This window comes from Candidatus Methanoplasma cognatum (assembly GCA_009777615.1).
In the GTDB taxonomy this organism is placed as follows: domain Archaea; phylum Thermoplasmatota; class Thermoplasmata; order Methanomassiliicoccales; family Methanomethylophilaceae; genus Methanoplasma; species Methanoplasma cognatum.
The window spans coordinates 176,283-202,375 of the sequence record WRLM01000003.1; the positions used below are offsets into that span (position 1 = coordinate 176,283).

General features: G+C 52.3%; 23 protein-coding genes and 1 tRNA gene. 13 read left to right on the forward strand and 11 right to left on the reverse strand.

What is annotated here, in order from left to right; translation table 11 throughout:
* Positions 1-12 precede the first annotated feature (12 nt).
* Positions 13-729, forward strand: coding sequence for a nitroreductase family protein (locus tag FWG96_05160; GenBank protein ID MCL2032637.1), 717 nt, complete (start codon positions 13-15; stop codon positions 727-729).
* Here FWG96_05160 and FWG96_05165 read toward each other — a convergent pair whose 3' ends face one another.
* The 4 genes from FWG96_05165 to FWG96_05180 form a co-directional block, all read right to left on the reverse strand.
* Positions 730-1,965: a phenylacetate--CoA ligase gene (locus tag FWG96_05165; protein ID MCL2032638.1), complete on the reverse strand. Its 1,236-nt coding sequence runs from the start codon at positions 1,963-1,965 to the stop codon at positions 730-732.
* Positions 1,966-2,084: 119 nt separating this feature from the next.
* On the reverse strand, positions 2,085-2,813 hold the full coding sequence (locus FWG96_05170; GenBank protein ID MCL2032639.1) for a sel1 repeat family protein: 729 nt from the start codon (positions 2,811-2,813) through the stop codon (positions 2,085-2,087).
* Between the two features lie 4 nt (positions 2,814-2,817).
* A complete protein-coding gene (locus FWG96_05175; protein ID MCL2032640.1) occupies positions 2,818-3,915 on the reverse strand; it encodes a sel1 repeat family protein in 1,098 nt (365 codons plus the stop codon).
* Positions 3,916-3,928: 13 nt separating this feature from the next.
* Positions 3,929-5,347 (reverse strand): SEL1-like repeat protein, encoded by a 1,419-nt coding sequence (locus FWG96_05180; GenBank protein ID MCL2032641.1) that lies wholly within the window; start codon positions 5,345-5,347, stop codon positions 3,929-3,931.
* 405 nt (positions 5,348-5,752) lie between these two features.
* Between FWG96_05180 and FWG96_05185 the strand changes: the two genes are divergently transcribed.
* Positions 5,753-6,442, forward strand: a complete 690-nt coding sequence (locus FWG96_05185) for a sel1 repeat family protein (GenBank protein MCL2032642.1) — start codon at positions 5,753-5,755, stop codon at positions 6,440-6,442.
* Here FWG96_05185 and FWG96_05190 read toward each other — a convergent pair.
* On the reverse strand, positions 6,426-8,102 hold the full coding sequence (locus FWG96_05190; protein MCL2032643.1) for a formate--tetrahydrofolate ligase: 1,677 nt from the start codon (positions 8,100-8,102) through the stop codon (positions 6,426-6,428). The two genes, FWG96_05185 and FWG96_05190, sit on opposite strands and share 17 nt — an antisense overlap.
* A 272-nt stretch (positions 8,103-8,374) precedes the next feature.
* Here FWG96_05190 and FWG96_05195 point away from each other — a divergent pair, with 272 nt between their 5' ends.
* On the forward strand, positions 8,375-9,001 hold the full coding sequence (locus FWG96_05195) for an HAD family hydrolase (GenBank protein MCL2032644.1): 627 nt from the start codon (positions 8,375-8,377) through the stop codon (positions 8,999-9,001).
* Between the two features lie 109 nt (positions 9,002-9,110).
* On the opposite strand, the gene FWG96_05200 is transcribed toward FWG96_05195, so the two are convergent.
* Entirely contained in the window at positions 9,111-9,326 is a 216-nt protein-coding gene (locus FWG96_05200; protein ID MCL2032645.1) for an antitoxin VbhA family protein, read from the reverse strand.
* Between the two features lie 384 nt (positions 9,327-9,710).
* Between FWG96_05200 and FWG96_05205 the strand changes: the two genes are divergently transcribed.
* Genes FWG96_05205 through FWG96_05225 form a run of 5 tightly spaced genes read left to right on the forward strand, consistent with a single transcriptional unit; the run spans position 9,711 to position 18,459 of the window.
* Entirely contained in the window at positions 9,711-11,795 is a 2,085-nt protein-coding gene (locus tag FWG96_05205) for an Hsp70 family protein (GenBank protein ID MCL2032646.1), read from the forward strand.
* A 14-nt stretch (positions 11,796-11,809) separates the two neighbouring features.
* Positions 11,810-14,830 (forward strand): zinc ribbon domain-containing protein, encoded by a 3,021-nt coding sequence (locus FWG96_05210; protein ID MCL2032647.1) that lies wholly within the window; start codon positions 11,810-11,812, stop codon positions 14,828-14,830.
* A 4-nt stretch (positions 14,831-14,834) separates the two neighbouring features.
* Entirely contained in the window at positions 14,835-16,100 is a 1,266-nt protein-coding gene (locus tag FWG96_05215; protein ID MCL2032648.1) for a hypothetical protein, read from the forward strand.
* Positions 16,097-16,879, forward strand: a complete 783-nt coding sequence (gene grpE, locus FWG96_05220; GenBank protein MCL2032649.1) for a nucleotide exchange factor GrpE — start codon at positions 16,097-16,099, stop codon at positions 16,877-16,879. The genes FWG96_05215 and grpE overlap by 4 nt, the downstream gene beginning before the upstream one ends.
* Positions 16,876-18,459: an Hsp70 family protein gene (locus FWG96_05225; GenBank protein ID MCL2032650.1), complete on the forward strand. Its 1,584-nt coding sequence runs from the start codon at positions 16,876-16,878 to the stop codon at positions 18,457-18,459. Before grpE ends, FWG96_05225 begins: the two co-directional genes overlap by 4 nt.
* 78 nt (positions 18,460-18,537) lie before the next feature.
* Here the strand turns inward: FWG96_05225 and FWG96_05230 are convergent, their stop codons facing one another.
* Positions 18,538-19,266, reverse strand: coding sequence for a pseudouridine synthase (locus FWG96_05230; GenBank protein ID MCL2032651.1), 729 nt, complete (start codon positions 19,264-19,266; stop codon positions 18,538-18,540).
* A 63-nt stretch (positions 19,267-19,329) separates the two neighbouring features.
* Between FWG96_05230 and FWG96_05235 the strand changes: the two genes are divergently transcribed.
* Positions 19,330-20,367 carry a pirin family protein gene (locus tag FWG96_05235; GenBank protein MCL2032652.1) on the forward strand — a complete coding sequence of 346 codons (1,038 nt, stop codon included), beginning with the start codon at positions 19,330-19,332 and terminating at the stop codon, positions 20,365-20,367.
* Here the strand turns inward: FWG96_05235 and FWG96_05240 are convergent, their stop codons facing one another.
* Positions 20,368-21,897, reverse strand: a complete 1,530-nt coding sequence (locus FWG96_05240) for a hypothetical protein (protein ID MCL2032653.1) — start codon at positions 21,895-21,897, stop codon at positions 20,368-20,370.
* An 86-nt stretch (positions 21,898-21,983) separates the two neighbouring features.
* Between FWG96_05240 and FWG96_05245 the strand changes: the two genes are divergently transcribed.
* Together FWG96_05245 and FWG96_05250 are read left to right on the forward strand one after the other, a co-directional pair.
* Complete coding sequence (locus tag FWG96_05245; GenBank protein ID MCL2032654.1) at positions 21,984-22,265, forward strand: peptidylprolyl isomerase; 282 nt, start codon at positions 21,984-21,986, stop codon at positions 22,263-22,265.
* A 16-nt stretch (positions 22,266-22,281) separates the two neighbouring features.
* Positions 22,282-22,680: a DUF2188 domain-containing protein gene (locus tag FWG96_05250; GenBank protein ID MCL2032655.1), complete on the forward strand. Its 399-nt coding sequence runs from the start codon at positions 22,282-22,284 to the stop codon at positions 22,678-22,680.
* A 97-nt stretch (positions 22,681-22,777) separates the two neighbouring features.
* Here FWG96_05250 and FWG96_05255 read toward each other — a convergent pair.
* A tRNA-Ile gene (locus FWG96_05255) sits at positions 22,778-22,852 on the reverse strand.
* A 63-nt stretch (positions 22,853-22,915) separates the two neighbouring features.
* Between FWG96_05255 and FWG96_05260 the strand changes: the two genes are divergently transcribed.
* Together FWG96_05260 and FWG96_05265 are read left to right on the forward strand one after the other, a co-directional pair.
* Positions 22,916-23,416, forward strand: a complete 501-nt coding sequence (locus tag FWG96_05260; GenBank protein ID MCL2032656.1) for a hypothetical protein — start codon at positions 22,916-22,918, stop codon at positions 23,414-23,416.
* A gap of 37 nt (positions 23,417-23,453) precedes the next feature.
* The gene (locus tag FWG96_05265) at positions 23,454-23,906 is read left to right on the forward strand and encodes an exosome protein (GenBank protein MCL2032657.1); all 453 of its coding nucleotides are present in this window, start codon (positions 23,454-23,456) and stop codon (positions 23,904-23,906) included.
* Here the strand turns inward: FWG96_05265 and FWG96_05270 are convergent.
* Positions 23,866-25,158, reverse strand: a complete 1,293-nt coding sequence (locus FWG96_05270) for a hemolysin family protein (protein MCL2032658.1) — start codon at positions 25,156-25,158, stop codon at positions 23,866-23,868. The genes FWG96_05265 and FWG96_05270 overlap by 41 nt on opposite strands.
* 211 nt (positions 25,159-25,369) lie before the next feature.
* Positions 25,370-25,879: a hypothetical protein gene (locus FWG96_05275; GenBank protein ID MCL2032659.1), complete on the reverse strand. Its 510-nt coding sequence runs from the start codon at positions 25,877-25,879 to the stop codon at positions 25,370-25,372.
* Positions 25,880-26,093 lie beyond the last annotated feature (214 nt).

The following is a 26,093-nucleotide window of genomic DNA, read 5'->3' on the forward strand; positions in this document are numbered from 1 at the left end:
GGGGGTTTTCAGGTGGAGAGAAAGGATCTTTACGACGCGGTATGGAAAAGAAGGTCGGTTAGAAAATATCTTGACAGGCACATAGAGGGAGATAAGATCGAGATCCTCAGAGAGTCCGTACGCTCTCTCAACGAGGCCTCCGGGCTGACAATAGAATTTGTGGAAGACAGCGATTCCTTCCACTCGATCAAGACCTTCAGGTTCAAGAATGTCCGTTCTGTGATCGTGCTCAAAGGGAAAGCGAATGATCCGGACCTGTACGAAAAATGCGGATATTACGGGGAACATATAGTGCTGGAGGCAACGTCTCTCGGACTCGGCACCTGCTGGGTTGCCTTGACCTTTAACAAGAAAAGCGAATCGTTGAACATAAAAGGCGATGAGGAAATGGTATGCGTGATATCTGTAGGCTACGGCGCGGAAGCTATGGCCGAGCCGACATCTGTGCCGGACACACCGCACCGCAAGACAAAGAGCGTGTCCGATTTCCTTAACGGCAACACCAATGTTCCGGATTGGGTGACCGCGGGCGTTAAAGCGGCACAATTCGCGCCCACTGCGATGAACCGTCAGAGGACCAGATTCCATTTTGTCGATGGAACGCTTTCCGCAGAGACCCCCGGAGGCAGACTGAACATGGTCGACTTTGGTATAACCAAGTTCCACTTTGAGCTGGCAGCCGACGGAAATTTCGAACTGGGTTCCCCCTGCACATTCGGGAAGAACTGATCAATATCTGTTGTCGAATATGCGATTGGTCTTCTTCTCGCTCCTCGGAAGATCCCCTATGTTGACCGCTTTTGGTATGACCATAACGCCTATGGTCTCCTTGAGCCGTTTGGCGGTCTCTTTCTCTAGCGCCGGCCTCTTTTCCTCAGGAAGCTTTGTTTCGAAGAACACAGTGATTATGTCCTTTCCCTCCAAATGATCGATCATCACTTGGTATTCGCTTTCGACATCCTCCATCTTGCTCAGCACGCCATCGAACTGGGCGGGGAATATGTTGGTCCCTTTCACCTTGACCATGTCGTCCGTCCTTCCTGTTATGATATCGATCCGCGGATACCTGGATCCGCAGGGACAGTCCCCTGTCATTATCCTTGTAAGGTCATGGGTCCTGTATCTTATCAGGGGCGCCCCCTCCTTAAGAAGGGTGGTGATCACCAGTTCCCCCACCTGGCCGTCCGGAAGCACCTTACCCGTCTTCGGATCTATTGTTTCAAAATAGAGATAGTCATCCCACATGTGTATCCCGTTATCGTAACTGCAACTTATGCCGATGCCCGGCCCGTATATCTCCGTCAGGCCGTATATATCGTACAACTCAACGCCGAGATCGTCCGCTATCCTCTTCCTCATCTTATCTCCCCAGCGTTCCGACCCTATCACTCCCTTTCTGAGGCTTATCTTGTCTTTTATGCCGCGCTTTTTGATCTCTTCCGACAGAAGCAGGGCATACGATGACGTTGATCCCAGGACCGTGCTGTGAAGGTCCGTCATCATCTTGATCTGTTTTTCCGTGTTCCCGGGCCCCATGGGGATCACCATCGCGCCGAGCTTCTCCGCGCCGTACTGGAACCCTATTCCAGCCGTCCATAACCCATATCCCGGAGTCACCTGTACAATGTCCTCGGAATTCAACCCCGCCATCCTGTAGCAGCGTTCGAACATAGTTCCCCAATCTTCGACATCCTTCTTTGTGTATGGTATTATGACCGGGACGCCCGTCGTCCCCGATGATGAATGTATCCTCACGATCTCTTTTTCTGGCACGGCGCTGAGCCCGAGAGGGTACGCGTCGCGAAGCTCTTCTTTTTCAGTAAACGGGAGTTTCTCAAAATCCTCCTGCGTATTCACCTTTGAAAGGTCTATCTTTTTGAATTTCTTTCCGTAGAAAGGACTTTTCTCCTTTATCGTTGATAACATGTTCGTTATCTTTTCCATTTGGTAATCGTTCATTTTCATGGGGATGCCTCTTGTGTGAATATACAAATCAATTCAAATATAACCACTTTGCGGCATTAATGTACAATAATATACAGTTAAAACTTCCTTTCTAGCGTAAAAACACGCCCGCACCATGCTCAATGCTGCAGGTCCTTCAGAATATCCTTTGCCTCTTCGCTGCCTCTCGCAGCCGCTTTTTTGAACCATTTCATGGCGTTGTTCTCGCTCTTCACCATTCCTTCCCCACTTAAAGACATCTTTCCGAGCTGCAGCATGGCATCCGGGCTCCCCTCCTCCGCGGCCTTTGCCAATATCTTTGCCGCCTTGTTCGGGTCCTTCTGTACCCCCCTTCCCTCAAAGATCATCATGCCCAGCCTGAACCTTGCCTTAGGGTGTCCTACCTCCGCACATTCAGCATATATCTTTAAGGCCTCTTTCTCATCGGCTGGTATCCCTCTGCCCTCTTCTTTCATCACGCCTATCCTGTAATGAGCCGCGAGATTGCCGTTCTCGGCGGCCTTTGAATACCACGTCAGCGCCTCATTCCAGTCTTGTTCCGTTCCGAGGCCTTCGGAATACATGTGTGCGAGGTTGAACTGCGCCCTCACGTATCCCTGTTCGGCGGAGCATTTGTACAGCTTGAACGCTTTATCGGTGTCCTGGTAGGCACCATACCCGTGCGCGAGCATGTATCCAAAGTTGCATTGCCCTTCCGGATCTCCCTGCCTCGCGGACAGCCTGAACCACATGAGGGCTTTCTCCATATCCTTTTGGACGCCGCTCCCGTCAAAGTAAATGTATCCCATCGCATTCTGCGCATGGGGATCGCCGCCGGACGCGGCATCCAGGACCTCTTTGAAACCCAAAAGATCACCTCACGATCACGGCCGAGTTCCTGACGTGTATCTCGGGATGCTCCATGTGCAGGCTGAGCCTGTAGTATGCTGTCAGATAACCGTTCGCGGCTGCCATCGTATAGTATCTTATCGCCTCGTCCAGGCTTTTCTTCAGGCCCATCCCTTCTTCATAAAAAGTGCCGATGGTGAACTGAGCATCTTCGGAGCCCGCGACCGAAGCCTTCATCATCAGCTCCAGGGCTTTCCTGTCGTTTCTTTTGACATGGATCCCGGCATGGTACATCATTGCCAGAGTGAACATCGAAAGAGGATCCCCCAATTCCGCCGATATCGTGTAGTTCTTGAACGCATTCTCTTCGTTTCCTATCTCGAAGAAATAATCAGCGGCGTTGAGCGCCTGTTCCCTGGCAAGCTTCTCTTTCTCGACGTCGGCGTTCATCAGGATGGATTCTCTCTCCTCCAGAGAATCATGCTTCCCTCCAGCGAGTGCGGAAAGGACGTACTGCCAGCACATGAGACATTTCTCGTGCCCCATGTCCGCCCCCATCTTATACCACCTGCCCGCTTCGAAAAGATCGAATTCGACGTTGAACAGACCGTATTCGAAGTTCCGGCCTATCCAATAGAACAATTCCCCATTGCCTTTCAGTCCCGCCCTCGCATACCACTGCTCTTGCTCCGATATGTCCTGCCGGGTGCCGATCCCTCTCCCGTACATGTATCCGGTCATGAACAGCGCCATCGGATCCCCTTGGATCGCGGCGGAGTGCATCCACTTTAACGCCGACACCTCGTCCCTCTTTATGTGGATCCCTTTCAGATATGTGAACCCTAACTCGACCTTTGCCTCTGGAACCCCGGCTTCGGCCGCGGCTTTGAGGTGGAAAACGAACATCGCGCCGTCCTTATTGGCTATCGTTCCGTCCCGGAATATCTTTGCCAGCTCCCATTTGGCCCTCGAACATCCCGCTTCCGATGATTTGGTGTACCATTTCATCGCAAGTTCCGGATCCGGGTCTATGTTCTTCCCGTGGTGGTACATATAGGCAAGACCCAGCCTTGCGTAGGGGTTCCCCGTCTCAGCATCCTGGAATATCGTTCTCTTTGCCATGCCGTACCTCCTTTCAGCGTATCCTCTCCGCTTTTATCTTTCCGAGAAGCGTTTTTGCGTCGAGATCTCCCTGCTTAGCCGCCATAGACAGATATTTTTTTGCGCGAGGTATGTTCTTTTTCACGTGCTTGCCTTCCATATACAGTTTCCCAAGATAATACTGCCCTTCGGCGTATCCCGAATCGGCGGATTCATTGAGAAGTCTCATTCCTTCTTCGATGTCCTCCGCGACCCCGGAACCTGTGACATATATCATACCCAGGAAGGCTTTTGCTCCCGGATGCCCCTGCTCGGCCGCCTGTCCGAGCCATAACACAGCATCCTTTTCGCTCCTCTCCACTCCTCTTCCTTCGTAGTAGTAGCATCCCAGATAATACTGCGAGTTGGCCTCCCCCATCTCCGCCGCGTCCGTGAAATACTTTACGGCCATTTTGTCATCTTTTTTGTAATAGCTTCCTGTACCGTACATGCAGGCGAGCGCATACTGAGCGTATCCGTTGCAGGATGCGGCGGCCTTCTCGAACCATTTGGCCGCTTTTTCCAGATCCTGTTCTAGCACCTCTCCTTCAAATCTCATGTTCGCATAGTCGACCATTGCCTGCTGGAATCCCTGTTCGCAGGATGCTTCGAGATTCATTATCGCCTTGGCCTCGTTCCTTTTGACCCCTTTGCCGTAAGCGTACATCATGCCAAGCTGATACTGCGCCTCGCTGTGCCCGGATGCGGCGGCCTTCTCCATATACGCCGCGGACTTGGCGTCGCTGTGATATGATGTCTTCGGGACCATGTGTATGAATGCCAAGGCATACTGTGCATCGGCGTTGCCTGCGTCGGCCGCCTGCTGATACCACCTCACCGCTTCCTTCATATCCGTGTCCGAATAGCAGAGGCCGGCCTCATACATCTCTCCGATATGGTACATTGCCTCGGAGCTGCCGTTCTCTGCCGCCTTACTCAGCCAATACACCGCCTTTTCCTTATCCTTACCGACACCTTTGCCCATTAGATACATGAAACCGATCGTACACTGCGCGTGGACGTCATCCTCCTCGGCGCATACGGTGTACCATCTGACGGCTGCCCTGTGGCTTTTCTTGACGGGGGGCCTTCCTTCTGTGTACATCTCGAACAGCTCCCTGCAGGCATCGGTGTCCCTCTGTTCACCCCTGAGTTTAAGATCAAAGAGTGTGTCTGCGTCTTCCGCGCCGGCGCTTCTTCCGATCTCATCCATAGTCAGAGCGGCGTCCTCCCAGCCCGAAGCGGCGGACAGCGTCAGAAGCTCTTTTGCCGTGATCTCGTCCCTGATGACGGACGTTCCGGTGCGGAGGAACAGGGCATAAAGATACCGGGCTTCGCCGCTGCCCTCTGCGGATAACTTTTCCAGCATCTCCGCCGCCTTGTTCGGATCGTAATTCGGCGACGCGCAATCCATATGGGAACGCGCTTCCGAACAAGTGCTGTCATACCTCAACGTGGGCATAAGTCCTCCATATACCGAACAAGTTTATCATTTTAGCTACACTCGGATCCTTCTCCTCACCATCGATGCCCTTGAGGAAGAACGATACATACGAAATATCTCGCACTGACCAGAACGTTCCAACACAGAGGGTTGTTAACACAAGAGAGATCATAACAGAGTAACGAATTTTCGTTTCCTCCGTGCACGGAAAGCGACGTATAGGAAACATCGGACAGCTCAAACAATACAGATATTTGCCGCTGCCCGTGCTTTGATGAAAACATATTTCTGACGTAAACCGTCACCTTTGCAACGATTCCTGACAGGGACCGAAAAAGCATAAGAATTATAACCGTCCTAACTCATTGCGCATCTATGCACGAGGACTCTGGCATTCCGTTCGAAAGTCAGATGGAACCATTAGAGTGGGCTAAATTCATAATCCGGACGAAGTCCGAAAAGAACTACCGTTCCGCTTTCTCTATACTGTCGTCCTCCGCGAACAGAGGGTCCTCCGACGCGGAATTCTATCTGGGCCTCCTTTATTCAAGAGGACAGGGCGTGAAAAAAGACCTTTCAGCGGCAAAATACTGGTTCGAACAAGCCTCTGATGACGGGAACCTTGGCGCGATGTATTTCTTGGGGAAAATGCACAGTAAAGGCTACGGGGCGGAAAAGGACGCCAAAAAAGCCATTTCTTTGCTGAACATGCCTGCGACGATGGGAGATCCCCGGGCCCAGTACGAACTCGGGCTGATCTATTTCGACGGGGACAGTGAAGAAAAGGATCTTTCCGCCGCAGTAGAATGGTTCACTGCGTCCGCCGAATCCGGCCATTCGGAGGCCCAGTTCATACTGGGGCAACTGTACAAGACCGGATACGGCGTAGAAAAGAACACCGAGAAGGCTCTGGACTGGCTCACTTCCGCCGCGATGAACAAGCACCGCGGCGCACAGATACTCCTCGGGAATATGTACGACACAGGGGACGGCGTTCCCGTGGATAAGGAAGAGGCCGACCGCTGGTACAGTATGAAGGACGATGCGGTTATTTCAGCCCTCTGACCTTTCCGTCTTCCGTCAGGTCCATCTTCATGGCGGCCGGAACCTTTGAGAGTCCGGGCATCAGCATCATCTCGCCACAGATCGGCACTACGAATCCCGCCCCGGCGGAAACGGTGACCTCTCTCACGCTGAGCTTCCACCCTTTCGGGGCTCCTTTCATTTCGGCTACGTCGGAGAGAGAATACTGCGTCTTCGCCACGCATATCGGGAGTTTCCCGAACCCTTTATCCTCAAGGTTCTTAAGGGTCTTCTCCGCCTGGCCGGAATACACCACTCCGTCCGCGCCGTATATCCTGGTCGCGATGGTCTCGATCTTCTTTTTGAGAGGGACGTCGTCCTCATAAAGCATTTTGAAGTTCTTCTCCCCTCTTTCGAGGACCTCCACGACCTTCCTGGCAAGCTCCTCAGCGCCTTTCCCGCCTTCCATGAATGCGTCCGACTGAACGCATTCCGCTCCAAGCTCTCTGCAATGATCGCGGAGCATCTGCATGTGTTCCGGATTGTCGAAGGAGAAGTGGTTGATCGACACCACCACCGGAACCCCGTATCCTTTCACGTTCTCTATGTGCTTGTCGAGATTGGACAGGCCTTTTGTCAAAGCTTCTTTCGTCAGGGTCTCCGGCTTCTCGAGGTCCGCGCCTCCGTGCGTCATCAGCGCCCTCACGGATGCTACGATGACGACGCAGTCGGGGGATATCCCCGCCTGCCTGCATACGATGTCCAGGAACTTCTCCCCTCCGAGGTCCGCGGCGAATCCCGCTTCGGTCACCGCATAATCGCCGAGCTTCATGGCGTATTTCGTAGCTATCACGCTGTTGTTGCCGTGAGCTATGTTGGCGAAGGGGAACCCGTGAACGAACACCGGCTGGCCTTCCAAGGTCTGAACCAGATTGGGCTTTATCGCATCCTTGAGCAGTATCATCATTGCCCCGGCGCATCCCAGGTCCTTAACGGTCACCATCTCTCCCGTGTACGTGTACGCGACGACCATCCTCTCGATCCTCTCCCTGAGGTCTTTATAGCTTGTAGAAAGCGCGAGTATGGCCGAGATCTCGGATGCCGAAGTTATAAGAAAACCGCTCTCGTGCATCACGCCGCCGGACAGCCTTCCTCCGCCGAGGCCGACAACTATCTCCCTGAGCTCGCGGCAGTTCATGTCCATCGCCTTCTTCAGAACTATCTTGGACGGATCTATTCTGAGCGGGTTGTCCCTCACTAAGTTGTTCTCAAGGACGGCTGACAGAAGATTATGGGCGGATGACACCGCGTGTATGTCCCCGGTGAAATGAAGGTCGATGTCCCACATCGGATACACTTGGGAATACCCTCCGCCGGTGGCTCCTCCCTTGACGCCGAACGTTGGCCCCACGGACGGCTCTCTGAGCGCACCCACCACTTTTTTGCCTATGTGGCTGAGGCCCTGTATGAGGCCGATGGTCGTAACTGTCTTCCCCTCTCCTGCGGGGGTCGGAGTCACGGCCGTGACCATTATCAGTTTCCCGTTCTTGTTGCCGTCGAATCTCGACAGGACGTCGAGCGGCACTTTTGCGATGTATTTTCCATACTGATCTATGTCTTCCGGCCTCAGACCTATTTTACCGGCGATGTCCGTTATGTTCATGACGTTGGCTTCTTCTTCTATCTGAATGTCGTCCTTCATTTAGTCACTGGGTGGGAAATGTGCTTCAACCATAAAAAAGAATGATAGGAAAACGAGCGATATCACATAAGAGGCGCATTTTTTGCAGGGGTGAGCCGTACAAAACTATCGAAAAAAATACATTTGTCAGGGATGACGCCGAAACAACGATGAAAAACAGCACTGCTTTAAGGCATGACTACTGTATAGTTGCTTTTCCTTTAGCCAAAAGGCATGCGCGGAAGGGAAATAGCAGAGAAACCATATCTATCCGAACTGCGTCCGGGCGGCAGATGGAAAAATATGGCTTCTACATATTCGACCTGGACAACACTTTGGTCGATTCAAGAAAAGGCTATGAGGAAGCGTTCATGGCCGCATTCAGGGAGTTCGGCATACCTTACGATCCGGCGCTTTACAACGAGTACATCCGAACTCCTCTGAGCGCTACATTCTCAAAATATCATCCCAACTCCCCCTGCAAGTACAGAGAGTTCATCTCCCTTGTCATGCGCACCTATGACGATACCTGCGTAAACGGCCTGAGGTTGTTTCCAGACGCGGAAAGATGTCTGTACCGCCTTTCCGATGCGGGCTGCGTGCTGGGAATAGTCTCCAATTCATACATGCCGCAGATCAGAGAAGTGCTCGCGCTGCTCGGTGTGGAAGGTATGTTCGCATCTGTTGTCGGGCAGGACAGAGTGGCGTTCTCAAAGCCGGATCCCGAGCCGGTTCTGCTGTGCATGTCCGAGATGGACGCATCCTCTGAGAACTCCATGATGATCGGGGACAGCGTCAACGACATATTGGCCGGGAAGGGAGCCGGTTTGTTCTCGGTACTTATAAACAGGAGCGGGGAGAATGTTCCGTGCGCCGAATGCGACGCGCGAATAAGAAGCCTGGACGAGATCTTAATCTGAAAAGGATATTGACCTTTGTCCGTTGTCTCTTTTCAGGCATTTTATTCACATTGCCGTTCATTTATCTTCAGGGTCGGTGTATACGTAATCAGGATCTATGTACCTATACTCACTCATAAGATCTCTCTGCCGCAAAGGCCGCCAACTGTTCGATCGTCAACTTACCTAGACAATAGTCTCGAATGATCTCGATCCCCCTGCGTGTCGGACAGAATCCCTCGAACATATTGGACCCTATCGCCGCCGCTGTAATTTCCAGTGTCTCCAGATCGGGGAACTTTACTGCGCAGTCTGAGGGGCTGGGTGTCTGCCGGATTTCAGACACTGAGTTCACAGCTCTGCGGAAGCAACGGATCAGGTCCCGGCAAAGTCCGGAGCGGGACGCCGCACAGCCGTAAGGGGCTATTTCTCCGTCACTTTCGCATACGGTTGAAAGGTGACAATATGTCAGCAATTTAGTCAGCGCATTCCGGCATCTAATAGAAAACCTCTTCGGTCCTTTAGCAACGTAAATATCCCTTCCTGTTTCCTGCTGGCATATCAGCAATGAATGGTCATCAGCGTATGGCGCCGGATGCTTCTGCGGTTTTCGTATCGGCGGATGAGGGTTTAAAAAATTAATCCTGCCGCTTGACTTGGATTTCGAAATTCGTAGCGGCCCGTCAAACCTATTTTATATCGCGTTATACATATCTCCTACTGATGGGATATGAAGGTGGGTATAGACCTAGGAACAACGTACTCTACAGTTGCAAGATATGACAGAAAGAACTCCAGGCCCGAGATCATCAACAATAAGTTCGAAAAGGAACTGACCCCTTCGGTCATATGCTTTTTGGACAACGGTGAGGTCCTGATTGGCGAGGATGCAAAGGATATGCAGGCCGGCGGCGCCGGGACCATAGCGGCATCTTTCAAGAGAGGCATGGGGGACAACAGCTTCACTGTCGAGGCGCACGGTAAAGTGTACATGGCGGAAGACCTTTCCGCAATGCTGCTGAAAAAATTGATATCTGATGCGGAAGAGCGGACCGGGGAGAAGATAGATTCGGTGGTGATCACCGTCCCCGCGTACTTCAACGACTTCCAGAGAACCGCGACGATCCGCGCCGGAGAGGCGTGCGGCGTCAAGGTCATGAAGATCATAAACGAACCGACCGCTGCCGCGATATCGTACGGATACAACAGAGAATCCAATAAGACCGTAATGGTCTATGACCTCGGAGGCGGGACCTTCGACGTCACGCTGGTGAAGGTCGAGAAAGGTAACATCAAGGTACTCGGAACGGACGGCAACCACATACTCGGAGGAAAGGACTGGGACGCAGCTATCGTCAAATTTGTCTGCGAACAGTTCTACGAAGAATACGGCGTGGATCCGAGGGACGACGAGCCTACCAAGAACGAATTGATCGTGGCGTCTGAAAACTATAAGAAGATACTCACCAAGACCGACAGCGTCACCATACAGATAAAATACGAAGGGTACGCGAGCAAATATACGCTTACAAGAGAGCAGTTCGACACCCGGACGCAGTTCCTCCTCAACGCCACGAAGGACGTCTGCATGAAATTGTTCAGCGACCTCGGGGTGTCCTGGGGAGATGTTGATGAGATACTTCTCGTAGGAGGTTCTACGAGAATGCCTCAGGTTACCGAATTCCTGGAAAGGATATCGGGAAAGCCGGTGATAGATCACTCTGACACCGACCTTGCGGTGGCGAAGGGCGCCGCCCTTACGTCCGAATTCTATTGCAGCACAAGCACCGGAGTAAGGGAGATGCAGATATCTGACGTAACTGCGCACAGCCTCGGCGCCTTGTCGGTGAGTCCGGGAGGAGACCGGTACATCAACGAGATAATGATCAAAAGGAACTCCAAGATCCCATCCTCGGTAAAGAAGCCTTTCAGGATAGAGCCCGGCAATCAGACGGACATCATCGAAGTGTATACTCTCCAAGGCGAGAGCAGGATGCCTCTGGACTGCTATGTGCTTGCCAAGGTGGTCATCTCCGGATTCTACAACCCCGGCGACGGCGCGATCATAGATATAGAATACAACTACGACGAGAACGGGGTCGTGAAGGTCTCCGCGACCCAGGATGGGGAGCTTCTGCAAGTGGATTCAGAGCCTGTCCCCGGCGACATCTCATGGATGAGTGAAAGGCCGAAGGAAAGATCATCGGGCGCGCCTATAGCGAAGAACGTCGTCCTCTGCATCGACCTGTCCAGAAGCATGAGGAACTCACTTGAAGAGGTAAAGAAGACAGTCAACGATTTCGTCATGACGGTAGCTAGCGATAACACGAAGTTCGGACTCGTAGGGTTCGGCGACAAGGTCGGCATAATGAGGGATATGACCGGCGATCCCAACATGATCGTCACCGCCCTCGACGGCCTGAAAGTGAACGTCTACGGGAGAGGCACGGACGCCAGCCCGATGGGCACGGCGGCGACGATGCTGTCCAACCGCCCCGGAGGTAAGATGATCCTCATTCTCACAGACGGGATCTGGGGAAAGAGGGACTTCGCCGTCAGCGAAGCGATCAACTGCAGAAACTCGAAGATCGCCGTCGTGGCGGTGGGTATAGGCGAGGCGGATCTTGGCTTCCTTAAACAGATATCGACCGTTGAGGAAGGCGCGATGTTCACCACCCTGGACCGTTTGGGAGAGGCGTTCAGCACGATCGCCACGGCCATCGGCTCCGGTTCGATGGGAATGCGCGAAAGTGCCGGAGGCGGCGGAGCCAGCGGAAGAATAGGTAGCGGAGAGATAAGAGGAAGGCTCCGCTGATGAGGAATGGGTCGATGACAAGTGACAGAGAGAACTACTGTCGCCTTATAGGACTTAATCCTCTGAAGGAAAGCTCGTACACCTACGACGCGATAGATAAGAAGATAGCCGCCAAAGAAGGCAAGTGGACAAAAGAGAGCAAGGACAAACAGAACGACCTTGACCGCAGGTTCCAGATAAGCAAATGGCTGGACATGGTCCCCGACATGCGCCGGGTGATGAAAGACCCCCTGCTCAGATCCAAAGAGTTCGACGAAGGCCGGAAACTTCTCAGAGCTAAGGCCTCAAGGCTTAACAGAGACTCCATCATACTGCATGACGGCAGCCGCATTCTGCTGCCGGGCACCGCCGAGAACCTCGTAAAGAAACTGCAATGGGACGGCGTTAACAAAGAGGACCTTATCAGCATGGCAGGCATCAGGAAGACATCCGTCCCGCCGATCGTCAGCGACAAGGTCATGTCCGCCTTCAAAGGGCTGCAGGAAGTTCACGCCTTCACACCCATGGACCTCCTGAACGACCTCATAAAGAATCCCGATCTGGAGATCAACATCAATCCGCTTGACGAAGGGAGCGCCCTCACTCAGATAAGGTCCTCATTCGATTCATGCGAGAAGAGAGTGAACAGCGTAAGGCAGGAGATACTCCCTAACCAGGATTCGTACATACAGTCGCTGAGGTCCCTCAAGCTGGTTCTGGGCTCCGACCAGGACCTCACCAACCTGGTGAAATACGGTAAATGCATGAGGACCCTCGAGCCCGCGAAACAGCTGATGGACGAGGACTACGGGCAGCCCTTCACAAGAGAATATGTGGATGAGATCGTGAACAGATTCATCCGCAAAACGAACGCCGATCCGTCAATGGCGATATCCATACTCGAAGAGTACTGCGTGAAGAGGAAATACATCTCCAATTTCTCATCCAAAGAAAGCAGGCTTGCAACGTGTTCAAACTGCGGCGCCCTCGTCGAATCCGGAGAGGGCGTGATGTGCTGCTCGGTCTGCGGTTCCAGCATGAAGATCAAATGCCCGCAGTGCGCGACCAGTCAGATATCCGGGAACAAAGCCTGCGTTAAATGCGGCTTCGATTTCGAGGACGGCTTCAACAAAGCAAAGGACCTTGAGAAGAAGTTCAGGATCGCCATATCGTACGGAATGATCGACGAGGCCGCGAACTGCATATCGAAGATAGAGCGCGTTTACTCCACATACCCGTCGATACTTGAGATGAAGAGCGAGCTCAGACCGCTCTCCGCAAAGCATGCGGAGTTCAACAACAAAGTTGACCTCCTTTACAAACAAAGGAAGTACCACGCGCTGAGGGGCGCCATCGACGACGCGAAGCTGGACTTCACAAAGATACTGAACAATCCCGACATCGAGAGAAAATACGAGGAGGCGGCGCAGAGGATAATAGAGGCGGACCGGATATGCGAGAAGGCCTCCGAACTGAAGGATGCGGACCGTGTCATGATGATGTACGTCACCGCGGTCGAGCTGTGTCCGGACCACCCTATCGCCAAAGCGATGATGAAGGAGCGTCCCCCGGAGTCCCCCGCCGACGCGGTGGCTCAGATCAGAGAGGGAAAGATACTGCTGAAATTCGCCGTTCCGGAGGACAGGACGGGAATGACGTTCTGCATCTTCAGAGCGAAAGATTCCTTGCCTATCGTAACGGACGAGACCGTTCCTCTGGCGGATATCCCCGGGAGCGTGTTCCTGGACAAGACGATGGATCCGGGCGTCGACAATTACTATTCGATCTATTCAAAAAGATGGGGGATCCTCTCCAGAGAGGCGGCCTCCTGCGGCCCGGTGATGGTCTTCAGAGAAGTGGAGAACGTAAGCATCGAGCCCATCGAGGGGGGATTGAGACTGATATACGAAAAGCCCAAAGGCTGTTCGAGGGTGCGCATATGGAGAAAAGAAGGCACCAGCGCCGCCGGCGTCGGAGAAGAAGTGGAAATAATGCACGACGGCGGGACGGTCATAGACGATTACGGTCTGAAGGGCGGAATGAAATACCACTACCTTTTCGTTGCCGAATACATAAACAAGGGACGCACCGAAAGATCCATGGGCGCCGCATTCTCCTTCACCACCACAAAGTTCCCGGAACCTGTAAGGGATATGGAGATCAGATGGAACAAAGCGGACGGCTCCTTCACGGCTAAATGGAAGAGCAAGGAAAAGGTCGTCCTGTATTCGTCGCCTAGAAAAGTGAACATGTTCGGAAGGATGGTCAAGTTCGAAGACCTCAACGCATGGATGAAAGAGATACAGCCTCTGGAGGTATATGAGAACGGAATGAGGTTCTTACTCCCGGACGGCGCGGTGCAGTACATTTACCCCATGATACCCGCGGGGAAGGTGGCCGTAAGAGGCAAGGACATCATGGTGGCCAACCTGAAACCCTTCAGGGACGTAGAGAAGAGGATAAGCGGGAACGACTGCTGTCTGACGATGACATGGCCGACCGGAGCGGAGTCGGCGGTAATTGTGATCAAGGAATCGTCTGTCGCATCCGGCCCGGATGATCTGGACGCGGAAAGGATCACCATTACCAGGGACGCTTACGACAAAGACAAGATGGTAAGGATACCGATGGGCAACTCGAAGAAACGGGTCATAACCATATATGCCGTTTACGACGTGTCCGGGGAGAGGATGCCTTCACGAGGAATGAGCTTGGATATCTTTTCCGGAGCGTACACCAAAGTAAGATACTCTCTGGCGGCCGAAGGGATATCGAGGACGGATACAAAGATGATCCTGAGCATCGACACCGACCCGTCGGTAAAAGAGCTTCCCCCCGTATCGGCGGTAGCGGTCAAAGAAGGTATACCGCTCAAGATCTGGGAAGGAGAGACGATGTGGTCGTCCAACAGGCCGGTGCCGATCGTTTCGGGAAGGAATGTGACCGTTTTCACGGTGAAAGACAGGATAGACATCAGCAAGGTGAGACTTTTCTTCGTCAACGAGGAGGATTACAACCTGTTCAGGTTCATACACCCGCTGTACAAGGAGAAGTGAGAAAATGGCAAAGAGACCAGAACCATCCCAGGCGCCTTCGGTGACATACACCTGCCCCTTCTGTTTCAGTTCGGTGGACCTTAAGAACATCCACTATCAGTGTACGAACCCGGCATGCACGAAGATGTTCCTCAGAGAACTTGACGAGAAGAGCGCGCGCAGATTCAGATCAAAGAACATGGACGAGGAGATCGACATAGAGAACTCCATCTTCCTGGGCAAGGACCCGGGAGGTCCCTCCCCGGTCACAACAAAATATCACATCATGAGGAACTCGTCGGGGACCTGCGACGTCTGCAAGAAGCATGTGTACAAAAGGCTCTGCCCGAGCTGTCACAATCCAATACCTCAGGGGGCGGAGGAAGAAGGGAGCACCGTATTCGTGGTTCTCGGCCCCAAAGGGGTCGGCAAAAGCCATTACATAGCGGTGCTGATCGATCAGCTTAAGAACTCCTTCTCCAAGGAATTCAACGCGATAATGAGCTCCGCCACCGACCGCACCACCCTGAAATACAGGGAGATGTACTACAAGAGGCTGTACGAGGAAGGAAGGAAGCTGGCTCCCACGCTCTCGTTCGAAGAGAGCAAGGAGTCAAGGGAGCCGATGATCTACTACCTCAAATTCTTCAAAGGGGACTCGCCCAGGGTGTATACTCTGGCTTTCTTCGATACTGCGGGAGAGGACCTCGATTCCACCGGAAAGATAATGGGGCTCAACCTGAACTCATTCATTTCCAGAGCGTCGGGGATCGTTTTCCTGGTGGACCCGCTGCAGATCCCCTACATCAACACACGGATACGTATGGACAACAAACCCCCCACGGGGGTCAGCGTGGCCAATATGCTTTCCGATATCGTGAACATCATAAGAACGAACAACTCGCTCAGGATGAAGGACCCCATACCCATCCCGCTGGCGGTCGTGCTCACAAAGGCGGACGTCCTGATGAAGGTCCCGGAGAACGACGAGGAAAGCAGCATACTTTTCGGTATGAACTCGTCGCTGAACATCGAAAGAGAGAGGGGAAGATACGACAGGACGAACTTCGAACAGATAAGCGTGGAGATCGAAGAGTATATGCGCAGAGCCGTGTCGACTGCTTTCGTTCACACTGTCAAGGAATTCAGAGAACATTCTTATTTTGCGGTATCCGCGCTCGGCAGCAACCCTCCGGGGAGCGTGCTCACGAGAGGGATATCGCCTATGCGCGTGGAAGACCCATTCATTTGGCTTCTCAACTGCGAGAGCCTGGAGGATAAGATGAAATGACCGAAAAAAAGAGATCCAGCAAGACCAGCAGGCTGAAGAACTTCCTCGTCACCGGAACCATCGAGGACGAGGAAGGGCACTGGGATATATCCGAGGGAGAAGAGCCTCGGGAAGATGGTATGGAATCAGTGATGAGCTCTTCCGCCGAGGGGCCGCCCGAAGAGGAAGTCATCATAGAGGACATCGTGATAGAAACAGCGACCGCGGAACCGGTACGGGAAGACACCCCGTACAGGGCGGCGTCTACCTGGGCGGATGCGGGCTCTCTCACAGAGGAGATCGCCGAACTCAAAGAGATGGTCGCCGTCCTGACATCGGAACTGGGAAAATACACCACCTCTAAGGAACAGCTGAGAGAATACTCAACGGTCATGAACAAAAGAGATGCGGAACTTGCGAACAGGAAGTTCATCGGGATGCTGGAACAGCTTTCCATAATGAGAGAGGACTTCTTCAAGCTCTGCAAAGGAATGAACGCTAAAATGGACAGTTTCTCACCAAAAGACATACTCAGTTCGTTCGAAGCGTACGGGGTCGACATGGAGAACATCCTCGTCGACTGCGGCGTGCAGATCGGCCAGAGCAAGTACGAGAGACTGAACACAATACACCAAAGAATCGTCGGCGTTATACCAACCAGCGATGAATCTATGAACGGTATGATAGCAGAGAGGGTGTCGGACGGGTACGTGTACCAGGGACGCGTCCTCCAAAAGGAAAAGGTGAAAATCTATAAGTTTTCTGAAAACAAGATAAGAGAAGGAGATGAGGAGAAATGAGCAACGAATATATGATCGGAATTGACCTTGGCACGACGTACTCGTGCCTGGCATACATAGACGAAGAGGGAGACCCGGTTGTCGAGAAGAACTTCGAACAGGAAGACACGACACCGTCGGTCATCCTTTTCAACGAGAACGGAGAGATAATAGTCGGTTCACCCGCAAAGGACATGGCGATAATGTACCCTCTGGAAAGGGTGGTCACAGCCATAAAGAGGCAGATAGGCACCGACTACGAAGTGGACATCGACGGAGACAGATACACCCCCGTCACCCTGTCCGCGGCCATACTCAGGAAGATGATCAACGATTTCAACGACAACCACGGCGTGGAAGTTAAGAAAGCAGTGATCACCTGCCCCGCATACTTCGGGCAGACTGAAAGGGACGCCACGAAGACGGCCGGTAAAGTGGCCGGCCTTGAGGACGTGACCATAATCAACGAACCCACCGCCGCCGCGATATCTTTCGGATTCGGCGCGGGAGGAGAAAGCAAGAAAAGAGTCATGGTATACGACCTCGGAGGCGGGACCTTCGATGTGACTATCCTGGACATCGACGGCAGCGCGTTCACGGCGGTCGCGACCGACGGCGAGAGGCTTCTGGGAGGCAAGGACTGGGACCAGGCGCTGACCAAGATCATAAAGCAGAAGGTATGCGAGGAGAACGACATAGAGGAGAGCGAGCTCGATGATGACGACGACGTCAAGCAGTCCCTTATCCTTGACTCGGAAACGATCAAGAAGAGGCTGTCGACGGCGGATTCCACTAAAGGGACGCTTACCGTCGGAGGAAAGAAGGCCGTCTACACAATAACAAGGGCTGAGTTCGAGGCCGCCACGGCGTCCCTTATGCAGACCACCATAGACATAATCGACAGGGCGCTCGCGTCAAAGGGCTTCAGCATATCCGACATCGACGATGTTGTCCTTGTGGGCGGATCCTCCAGGATGCCTCAGGTCAAGAACGGCATATCCCAAAAGTACCCGGACGCCAGCGTCAAGGTGTTCGACCCGGACCAGTCCATAGCGAAGGGTGCCGCCATATTCGCCGGCGCACACAACTGGGCAGGCGCGGAGGAGTTCGCCGCAGCGGCAGCAGCCGGAGAGACATACGTTCCCCAGGAGGGAGAGATAACCGTCCACAACGTTCTGAGCAAGTCCTTCGGGATCAAAGCGATGTACGACGAGAAGGAGATGGTGTCCAACATCATCTTCAGGAACGAAGTGCTCCCCATCGTCTCCACGAAGACCTATTTCCCAATCGAGGACGGCCAGACATCTATAAAAGTGGAGATCTACGAGAACTCCGCCTCCAACAACGAGGGCGGGAAGAGGATAGATCTCATCGACGGATACAGCGTGGGAGAGTTCGAGATGGACCTTCCGGAAGGAGTTACCAGAAGCACCCCCATAACGGTCAAATTCGTTGCGACCGACGAAGGCATACTTGTTTCGCATGTGGACTGCATGAGCGTTCACACCGAATACCAGTTGCAGAACAAGCTCCAGATGTCAGACTCGGAGATCAAGGACTCCCAGGGACTGATGGAGAAGGTTACCAAACCCAATGAATAAACAGGGGCCCCTGCCCCTTTCTTTTAATTTTTGCTGTGCCATAACAATTGCGGCCGCCGAGAATGCCCCGGCGGAGCCTTACTTCAGGCCGATCTGCCTGTACAGCTCCTCTCTTTCCTTTTTCGATATGTCCCTGTAACGGCCCTCTTTGAGGTCGCCCAGAGTGATGTTGACCACCCTTATGCGCTTCAGGTTCCTTACCTCATAGCCGAGCTGGGAGCACATCCTCCTGATCTGCCTGTTGAGGCCCTGCCTCAGTATTATCCTGAACTCCCTGGGGCCGATCGCCTCCGCAAAACATTTCTTGGTCACCCTGCCGTCGTCCAGAAGGACCCCGCCCGACATGCCGCTGACAAACTCTTCTGTTATGTCTTTGTCCACCCTTACGAGGTACTCTTTCTCGTGCTCGTTCTTCGAACGCATTATCTTGTCCGCGAGTTCGCCGTTGTTCGTCATCAGCAGAAGGCCTTCCGAATCCTTGTCAAGCCTCCCGATGGAGAATATCCGCTTGGGGTACCCAATGAAATCCACCACGTTGTCCTCATCATCCGGGCTGGATGTGGATGTTATCCCCGCCGGCTTATAGAACGCCAGGATTATGTCCTCTTTCACCCTTTTTATTTCTTTACCGTCGACGCACACTTTGTTATCAGGGAACACCTTGTCGCCGATGACCGCTGCCCTGCCGTCGATGGTCACCCTCCCTTCCTCGATGATCCTGTCTGACCCTCTCCTCGACGCCGTTCCCGCTTCGCTGAGGAACTTGTTGAGCCGCACCCCGTCCTGCTCATCCTTCTCAACGGCCATATCCGGCCATAGCGGGGCCGATATTTTTAATCTGTTGCATGTTTAACGTGTGTGTGATATTGGATGTTCGGAAAGAAGATATCCGGGCCGGTCATAAAGAGGCAGCATCTGAAGCTCCATTGGGATGCAGAGGACCCTTTCGTGTTTGTTTCCCATCATACCGACGATTACCCCAAGGGTAACGCCCAGCAGGCTCCCCCGCTGCATGAGATCGGCGGAAGGGATCTGGGGAGGGATTACAAGAAGATCTTCGGCTTCAGGATGTATCACGGGAAAGTCGTACCCGGATTTCCGATGCATGCGCATTGGGGTTACGAGACCGTCACCGTACCGGAGATCGGATTCATAGATCATTTCGACTCCCTCGGCAATCAGGGGAGATACGGGTTCGGGGATGTCCAGTGGGTATCCGCCGGGAGCATGTATCTGCATGATGAGATGTATCCTCTTGCGTACGATGACCAACGCAATCCCAACGATATAACGCAGATAATGATCAATCTGCCGCTGAAGGATAAGGGATCCTCCCCGGAAGTGAAGATGATGTGGTCGGAACACATACCGATCATCAAAGGAAAAGACGAGGAAGGCAGAGACTACTCGGTGAAGGTAATAGCCGGAGACTTCGGCGGGGCGCATGCTATCTCTCCGAACGATGTTTCCTGGGCGGCGGATAAGGAACATCATGTCAGGATACTGCTGATACGGATGTCCCCCGGCTCGGCGATCACATTGCCGGCAGTATCCCCCACGGTCAACAGGAACCTCTATTTCATCGGGGACGGGACAGTGATGATCGGCGGCGAGGAGTATGAGGCGTCGCAAAGGTTCAAGCTCGACGGAAATAAGGATGTGACATTCGTCAACGGGGATTCGGACGGGACATACTGGCTGCTTGAAGGCGAGCCCATAGGCGAGAAGATGTCCTCCTTCGGCCCGGTCATCCTTGATAACGACAAAAAGGTCAGGGAGGCCATGAACTTCATAAGAGCTAATGAATTCAGCAGCTGGCCGTGGGACCTTATCGATAAGTTCCACCCTAAAGGGACCGGACGGTTCATCAGATTCTCTGACGGAAGGGAGGAGATCCCTCCCTTCTGATCACTTGAACAGCTTATTCTTCAGATCCCGGTCGTTATCTCCCAGTATCCACACGAACGGCTCTATGGCATTGGTGTTCTCGCCGAGGGATGCGACCTTGAAATATCTGACATTCTTGAACGCGGACTCGGCGATATCGACTATCATCTTGTGGCTGTACTTTTTCAGGAACCCGGCGGGCGTTGTCTCCGCGTCGACGGACGGTCTCACTTTCGGATCGTCCATCTTCGTCAGCACGATAGCCAGAGGGACCGTTGACTTTACGGCCGGACCGTACCCGTTGATCTCCATGTACATGTGGTAGAACGATTCCAGCGTGGAAACGGGAGTGTTCTTCGAACCTTTTGTCGGAGATTGGGAATGGTGTAGCGCCATGACCTCTAGTGGATCAATTGTGAGGATTATGCCGTCGTTGTATCTGTAATACTCCTCAAAGAGTATCTTATCCCTGTCGGGCTGGAATTCGACCCCCGAAATGTCATTTATTACCACTTCCTTTTCAGTAAGGTCCCTTGCCCTCAGGAAGAAGTATTCCGAATCAAGTTCTCCGGGGTGAGTTGGGATCACGTCCGCCTTTCTGCGCTGTGCGTTGGCGGATATCCCCTCCGTTATTATCTCCGTGACTATTCCCTTCTCCTTCGCGAGAGCGGCGATCGCTTCGACGGCGGAAAGCATGAGGGTCGTCTTTCCGGACCCTACCGAGCCCACCAGCGATATGACCAGGGGTTTCGCTTCATGGGTGAACATTTCGCCTTTGCAGTGGGGGCATACCGCCTGCATCCTCGCCCTTATCCCGTCGGCGTTGGTGCTTGGGATCTTGTGGCCCTTGTTGCAGGTGTGGTGTCTCACGCCGTGTGCGCCAGGGACCGGATATGAGACGACGAGACCGCATTTGCACTTGACGTTCGGCTGGTAGAAGTTCCTTTTGCACTTGGGGCATACGGCGTACTGGGTATCCCTTTCATATGCCTCACGGTCCTTGGAGGCCGCCACCTTTATCCGGACAGTCATCACCATCCAAGCGATGATGAAAAGCGCCGCTAAGATCAGATCCATTATCAATGCGAACGGCAGCATGAAAGGTATGAATATTATCGGAAATATGACCGGTATCTTTTTCAGCCTCCAGCATACGGTCAGAATGTTCCACGGTATCATCAGGCACCGGAGGAATGCTTTCGGTCTGTGGGTGAAGAGGTACTCTTTGGGATCTTCGGCGCTTCCCTTGATGTCCCTGGTCGGCTTGGACGCGCATCCTGCGACCACCAGCAGAAAACCTGCCGCCAGCAATGCCATGGTGACGTTGGTCTCGTTCCCTCCTCCGGCAAGGTCTGTGTAGAGTTCGACAAGGCTCCAATATGCGTCGGATCCTGGCACTGCCAAGCTCGGGAATAATTCAAACGGATCGGCTACGATCCTAAATTCGCTTCCGTCATTCATGTTCAGCATCGTGCTGACGAATGAATAAACGGCGTAAAACAAGGCAATCCCGATTAGGGCTCCCATCAATGCCTGGTTGGTCCTGTTCATCCCTTACCGTATGAAGCTGAGGAAATATATCATTTTCTAATAATCCAGACAAACAACATATAAATGAAAGACACACTACATTGCTCATGGTAAAAGAGGTGTACGCCGCACATATCCTTGTCAAGACAGAAAAAGAGGCCAAGGACCTTAAAGAAGAGATATCGAAGGGAAAGAATTTTGCAGACGCCGCAAAGAAACATTCCAGTTGCCCTTCGGGAAAGAAGGGCGGGGACCTGGGGTGGTTCGGAAAAGGACAGATGGTCGCACCCTTTGAGAACGCTGCTTTCAATGCGAAGAAAGGCGATCTGGTGGGTCCTGTGAAGACTGATTTCGGGTGGCACCTCATACTCGTCAAAGATCAGAGGTAATGCTTGGGGGATGCTTATGGGCTTTTTTGACAAACTGAAGAAAAAAGAAGACAAACCTAAAAAAGAAGATGAACCTGAGAAACCCGTTAAGACCAAAACAAAAGAGAAGGATGCCGCCTGGGCAGCATCCAAGAAAGAACCTGTCGAAAAACCTAGGGAGGAACCGAAAATGGCTGAAGCAAAGAAAAAAACGGAGAAGCCCGCTGCGGCAAAGAAATCAGATAACAAAGTTTGGCACATAACGAAGAGGGATGACGACGGCATGTGGCAGGCCAAGGCGGAAGGCGCCGCAAAGGCCACAAAGCTGTTCAGAACGAAGGCCGAGGCGGAAGAATACGTAAAAACGCTCCTTTCCAATAACGAGGGTTCAAGGGTCGTAAAACACAAAAAGACCGGCGAATTCCAGAAAAAATAAAGTGGGACACCCACTTTCATTTAATTTTTCAAAGAAGGCGACCGCTTTCTTTTTTTCTAAAAACAGAGACGGTCTGCTGGAGAACATGTATACAAGGTGGACCCAATGCGATTTGAACGCACGACCTCCCGGTTATCAGCCGGGCGCTCCAGCCAGTCTAAGCTATGGGTCCGCATTCACTCGAATAAGGACTTACCATATAAACCTTGCCAATATGGCATTTTGCCCGGGTTTCTTGATAAACTATGAACGCATATGCCCGTATAATATGGCCAAGACCTTTGAAGAGGTGCAGAACATCCTGCCGAAAGACGCATTTGTCATCATGTCGGTCGTGCTCATAGCGACCGACGTCTTCATACTGATATGCTGTTTTATCGAGTCTTTGAACATCCCCTTGTGGGTGTTCGGAGCCACATCCGTGATATTCGCGGCGATAATCGTCTTCTGTCTGTCGGTGAAGCTGAGGATCTTTGTCGAAAACGGCGTCATACACATCAGGTTCCTGAAAAGATATGCCATACCGTTCGGGGAGATCATCGATCATAAGGTGGGGGATATAGACGTGATACGCAATTACAGCGGGTGGGGGATTAAGAAGGTGACCTTCAAAAACCTCATCTGCGCAGGATATGACAACGGGGTCTCCCTGAAACTGACGGGAAGGAGGGTCTTCACTCTCTCTATCGGCGATCCTGATACATTCGCCTCGCTTCTCCCTCCGGCTCAGAACTGATTGTAAGTATTATTAATCAACATATCATCGGCAGTTCATGCAGGGCACGTTCCATTGGCTCAGGGTAAAGGTCTTCTGTTACGCCACAGAGAACGAAGAGCTTATCGGCGAAGCGATGGCTGAGCTTATCGGCACCGACGAGATAGAATGCGACACAGCGGACAGCGAGCACGGGAACAAGATATTGATATTAAGCTGCGAACTCCTCAAACAAAGAGAGTTTGTTCCCCTGTTCCAAAGGCTCGGGAAGGAATTATGCGGCGAGCTGAGAGACAGCCTTGAAGAGAGGATCGATGACGACTGCGTCCTGTATCTGAGGCTTGACAAGCAGGAGCTTGTGCAGGGAAGGTATGCCGCGGCGCATCACGGGGATGTTCTGTCATTAACAGGCAAGATCGTATCCCATCCCGCAAGGAAAGAGATCGCCGTTGGGAAAATGGCTGAATTCCTCAACTCTCTTGAGTTTCCTGAGGAAGATCATCCTTCCTGACAGGCCATATCCTTACTTCTTTCACACGGCGGCTTTTCATCGATCTCACTATTATTCTTGCGCCACCGGTCTCTATCACATCGCCTTTTCTGGGAACCCCGTCTTTGTTGTGGGATATGAACTGGCTTACGGTGTGGTCCTGAAAATCTCCGGCATCGAATTCTACGCCTATCTTTTTCATGACGTCGAATATATTGGCTTCTCCGGGGACTATGAAGCTTCCGTCCTTCTCCTCATGGACCGGGTACCCGGCCACATCGCTCTCGTCCCATATATCGCCGACAAGCTCCTCCAGGATGTCCTCCATGCTCGCCAGCCCCAGGGTCCTGCCGAAGTTGTCCAGAACGATGGCGATATGGATGTGCGATCTCTGGAGTTCGGTGAGCAGGTTAGCTATGCTTACGTTCTCTGGAACGAACTTCACCGGCCTTATGATGTCGCCTATGGTGAAATCATCGTCCGCGAGGTATTTGGAGAAGAAATCTTTCGAGTGGACCAAACCGATTATGCGGTCCACGGAATCTTCATACAGCGGTATCCTTGAGTATTCGCTCTCCAGAAATAGTTTCTTAAGGTCTTCGACCTCAGTCTTCATATCGGCGGCGACGATGTTGGCCCTCGGCGTATACACCTCGGAGACCTTGATGTCATCGAACTGCATCGCGGATTTCACCAGCTCGCCTTCGCTCCTTTCGAGCGCTCCTTCTTCGGCCACTTCGTCTATCATCACGAAAAGTTCATCTTCGGTGAAGGAAGGAGTTTCGGCGGAATCGTTCTTTGCGTTCCTCGACAGGAAGTTCGAGAGCTTCATGAACACCCACGATATGGGCGTGAGCATCACCATCACCACCTGCAGGGAGCCCGCCAGCTTCAGCGCGTAACGTTCGGCGTTCCTTTTTGCCAGGGTCTTCGGGATTATCTCCCCGAATATCAGTATCAACGTGACCATGAACACCGTCGCGACGATGACCCCCATTGCAACGCCCAGCAGCTCTGCGAACACCATTGTTCCAAGTGTTGACAATGCGACGTTCACCACGTTGTTACCGACGAGCGCCGTTATCAGGAGCCTGTCGTAGTTGTCATGGATCCGAAGCGCCTTCTCTGCATTCTTGTTCCCCTCGTAGGCCTGATTCTTGATCTTGATCGGATTCGCGCCTGTATAAGCTGTCTCCGAGCAGGAAAAATATGCCGAAAAAACGACCAGCACCGCCATCAGCAGAATTATAATTATCAGGGACAGATCATCCATCTATCAGACCGTCCCGGCAACTTTATTTATCAATTCGATTCCGACCTTACGCAGTGTTCTATTCAGAACATGAATATAAATTTTTATCCCACTTCGAGCTCCGAGCTGTGAAATGTCTATGCTATGTGTGTCAAGTCTGGGTGAAGTGTCAAAATAAAAATGGAAAGAAAAATAAAGTTATTTAAGGGGTTTTTGATCGTTTGGTAGCTATTCAGATGCCCATTGAGCTCTTGACATCGGGCGATAGTGTCGCAATCAATGCATAGATGTACACGATCAGCCAGCACAGCAGGCCGATGGCATCTATCCACGCTCCGTCCACAAGGCAAACGATGGAACCTAATAGCGCAGATAACGCCAGTATGACGAACGCCACTATCAAGATCACCCAGAGGACCTTGCTTACAATGTTCTTGCTCTTGCCGCCAATCTTAACTGAAACCCACAGAAGGATCAGACCGACGATTATCTGGACAATGAACGTGCCCATGCCTGCGCTGAAGCTCTCTAGCTCTAGCCAGTCTGCGGCCGCATAGAACAGCGCCGCAAGTATTGTAATTATACCAACGACCCTCACTAGCCCCGCCAGGATTGTTACTTTGTCATTGGAACCGCCGCGAACGTTTATTCCGTAGAACAATATCAGCACGCCGAAGATTAGGGATCCGATAGCTCTCAATGCAGCAACAGTTAGGTCTTCATCACCGTTCCATGCATCCACTACCTTTAATACTGCATAAATCAAGTTTATAAGGCCCACGATTATTAACGCGAGCCCTACATTTTTATTGTTGTCAAAGAATGACATAAATAGAAGCTAGCATTTGCATATATTTATATTATTCTTTTTTACATAGATTTTTTGTAGCTTTTTTTACCATCTGGGTCTTTTAAATTATTAAAAAAAAGTCTCTTTTCATCTATATATTTCATGC

Bases quoted from the DNA above. Each gene is read 5' to 3' on its own strand.
- FWG96_05165 (MCL2032638.1), bottom strand. From the start codon at position 1,965: ATGAAAATGAACGATTACCAAATGGAAAAGATAACGAACATGTTATCA.
- FWG96_05175 (MCL2032640.1), bottom strand. From the start codon at position 3,915: ATGGCAAAGAGAACGATATTCCAGGATGCTGAGACGGGGAACCCCTAC.
- FWG96_05180 (MCL2032641.1), bottom strand. From the start codon at position 5,347: ATGGATTGCGCGTCGCCGAATTACGATCCGAACAAGGCGGCGGAGATG.
- FWG96_05185 (MCL2032642.1), top strand. From the start codon at position 5,753: ATGCACGAGGACTCTGGCATTCCGTTCGAAAGTCAGATGGAACCATTA.
- FWG96_05190 (MCL2032643.1), bottom strand. From the start codon at position 8,102: ATGAAGGACGACATTCAGATAGAAGAAGAAGCCAACGTCATGAACATA.
- FWG96_05195 (MCL2032644.1), top strand. From the start codon at position 8,375: ATGGAAAAATATGGCTTCTACATATTCGACCTGGACAACACTTTGGTC.
- FWG96_05205 (MCL2032646.1), top strand. From the start codon at position 9,711: ATGAAGGTGGGTATAGACCTAGGAACAACGTACTCTACAGTTGCAAGA.
- FWG96_05210 (MCL2032647.1), top strand. From the start codon at position 11,810: ATGACAAGTGACAGAGAGAACTACTGTCGCCTTATAGGACTTAATCCT.
- FWG96_05215 (MCL2032648.1), top strand. From the start codon at position 14,835: ATGGCAAAGAGACCAGAACCATCCCAGGCGCCTTCGGTGACATACACC.
- grpE (MCL2032649.1), top strand. From the start codon at position 16,097: ATGACCGAAAAAAAGAGATCCAGCAAGACCAGCAGGCTGAAGAACTTC.
- FWG96_05225 (MCL2032650.1), top strand. From the start codon at position 16,876: ATGAGCAACGAATATATGATCGGAATTGACCTTGGCACGACGTACTCG.
- FWG96_05230 (MCL2032651.1), bottom strand. From the start codon at position 19,266: ATGGCCGTTGAGAAGGATGAGCAGGACGGGGTGCGGCTCAACAAGTTC.
- FWG96_05235 (MCL2032652.1), top strand. From the start codon at position 19,330: ATGTTCGGAAAGAAGATATCCGGGCCGGTCATAAAGAGGCAGCATCTG.
- FWG96_05240 (MCL2032653.1), bottom strand. From the start codon at position 21,897: ATGAACAGGACCAACCAGGCATTGATGGGAGCCCTAATCGGGATTGCC.
- FWG96_05245 (MCL2032654.1), top strand. From the start codon at position 21,984: ATGGTAAAAGAGGTGTACGCCGCACATATCCTTGTCAAGACAGAAAAA.
- FWG96_05250 (MCL2032655.1), top strand. From the start codon at position 22,282: ATGGGCTTTTTTGACAAACTGAAGAAAAAAGAAGACAAACCTAAAAAA.
- FWG96_05265 (MCL2032657.1), top strand. From the start codon at position 23,454: ATGCAGGGCACGTTCCATTGGCTCAGGGTAAAGGTCTTCTGTTACGCC.
- FWG96_05270 (MCL2032658.1), bottom strand. From the start codon at position 25,158: ATGGATGATCTGTCCCTGATAATTATAATTCTGCTGATGGCGGTGCTG.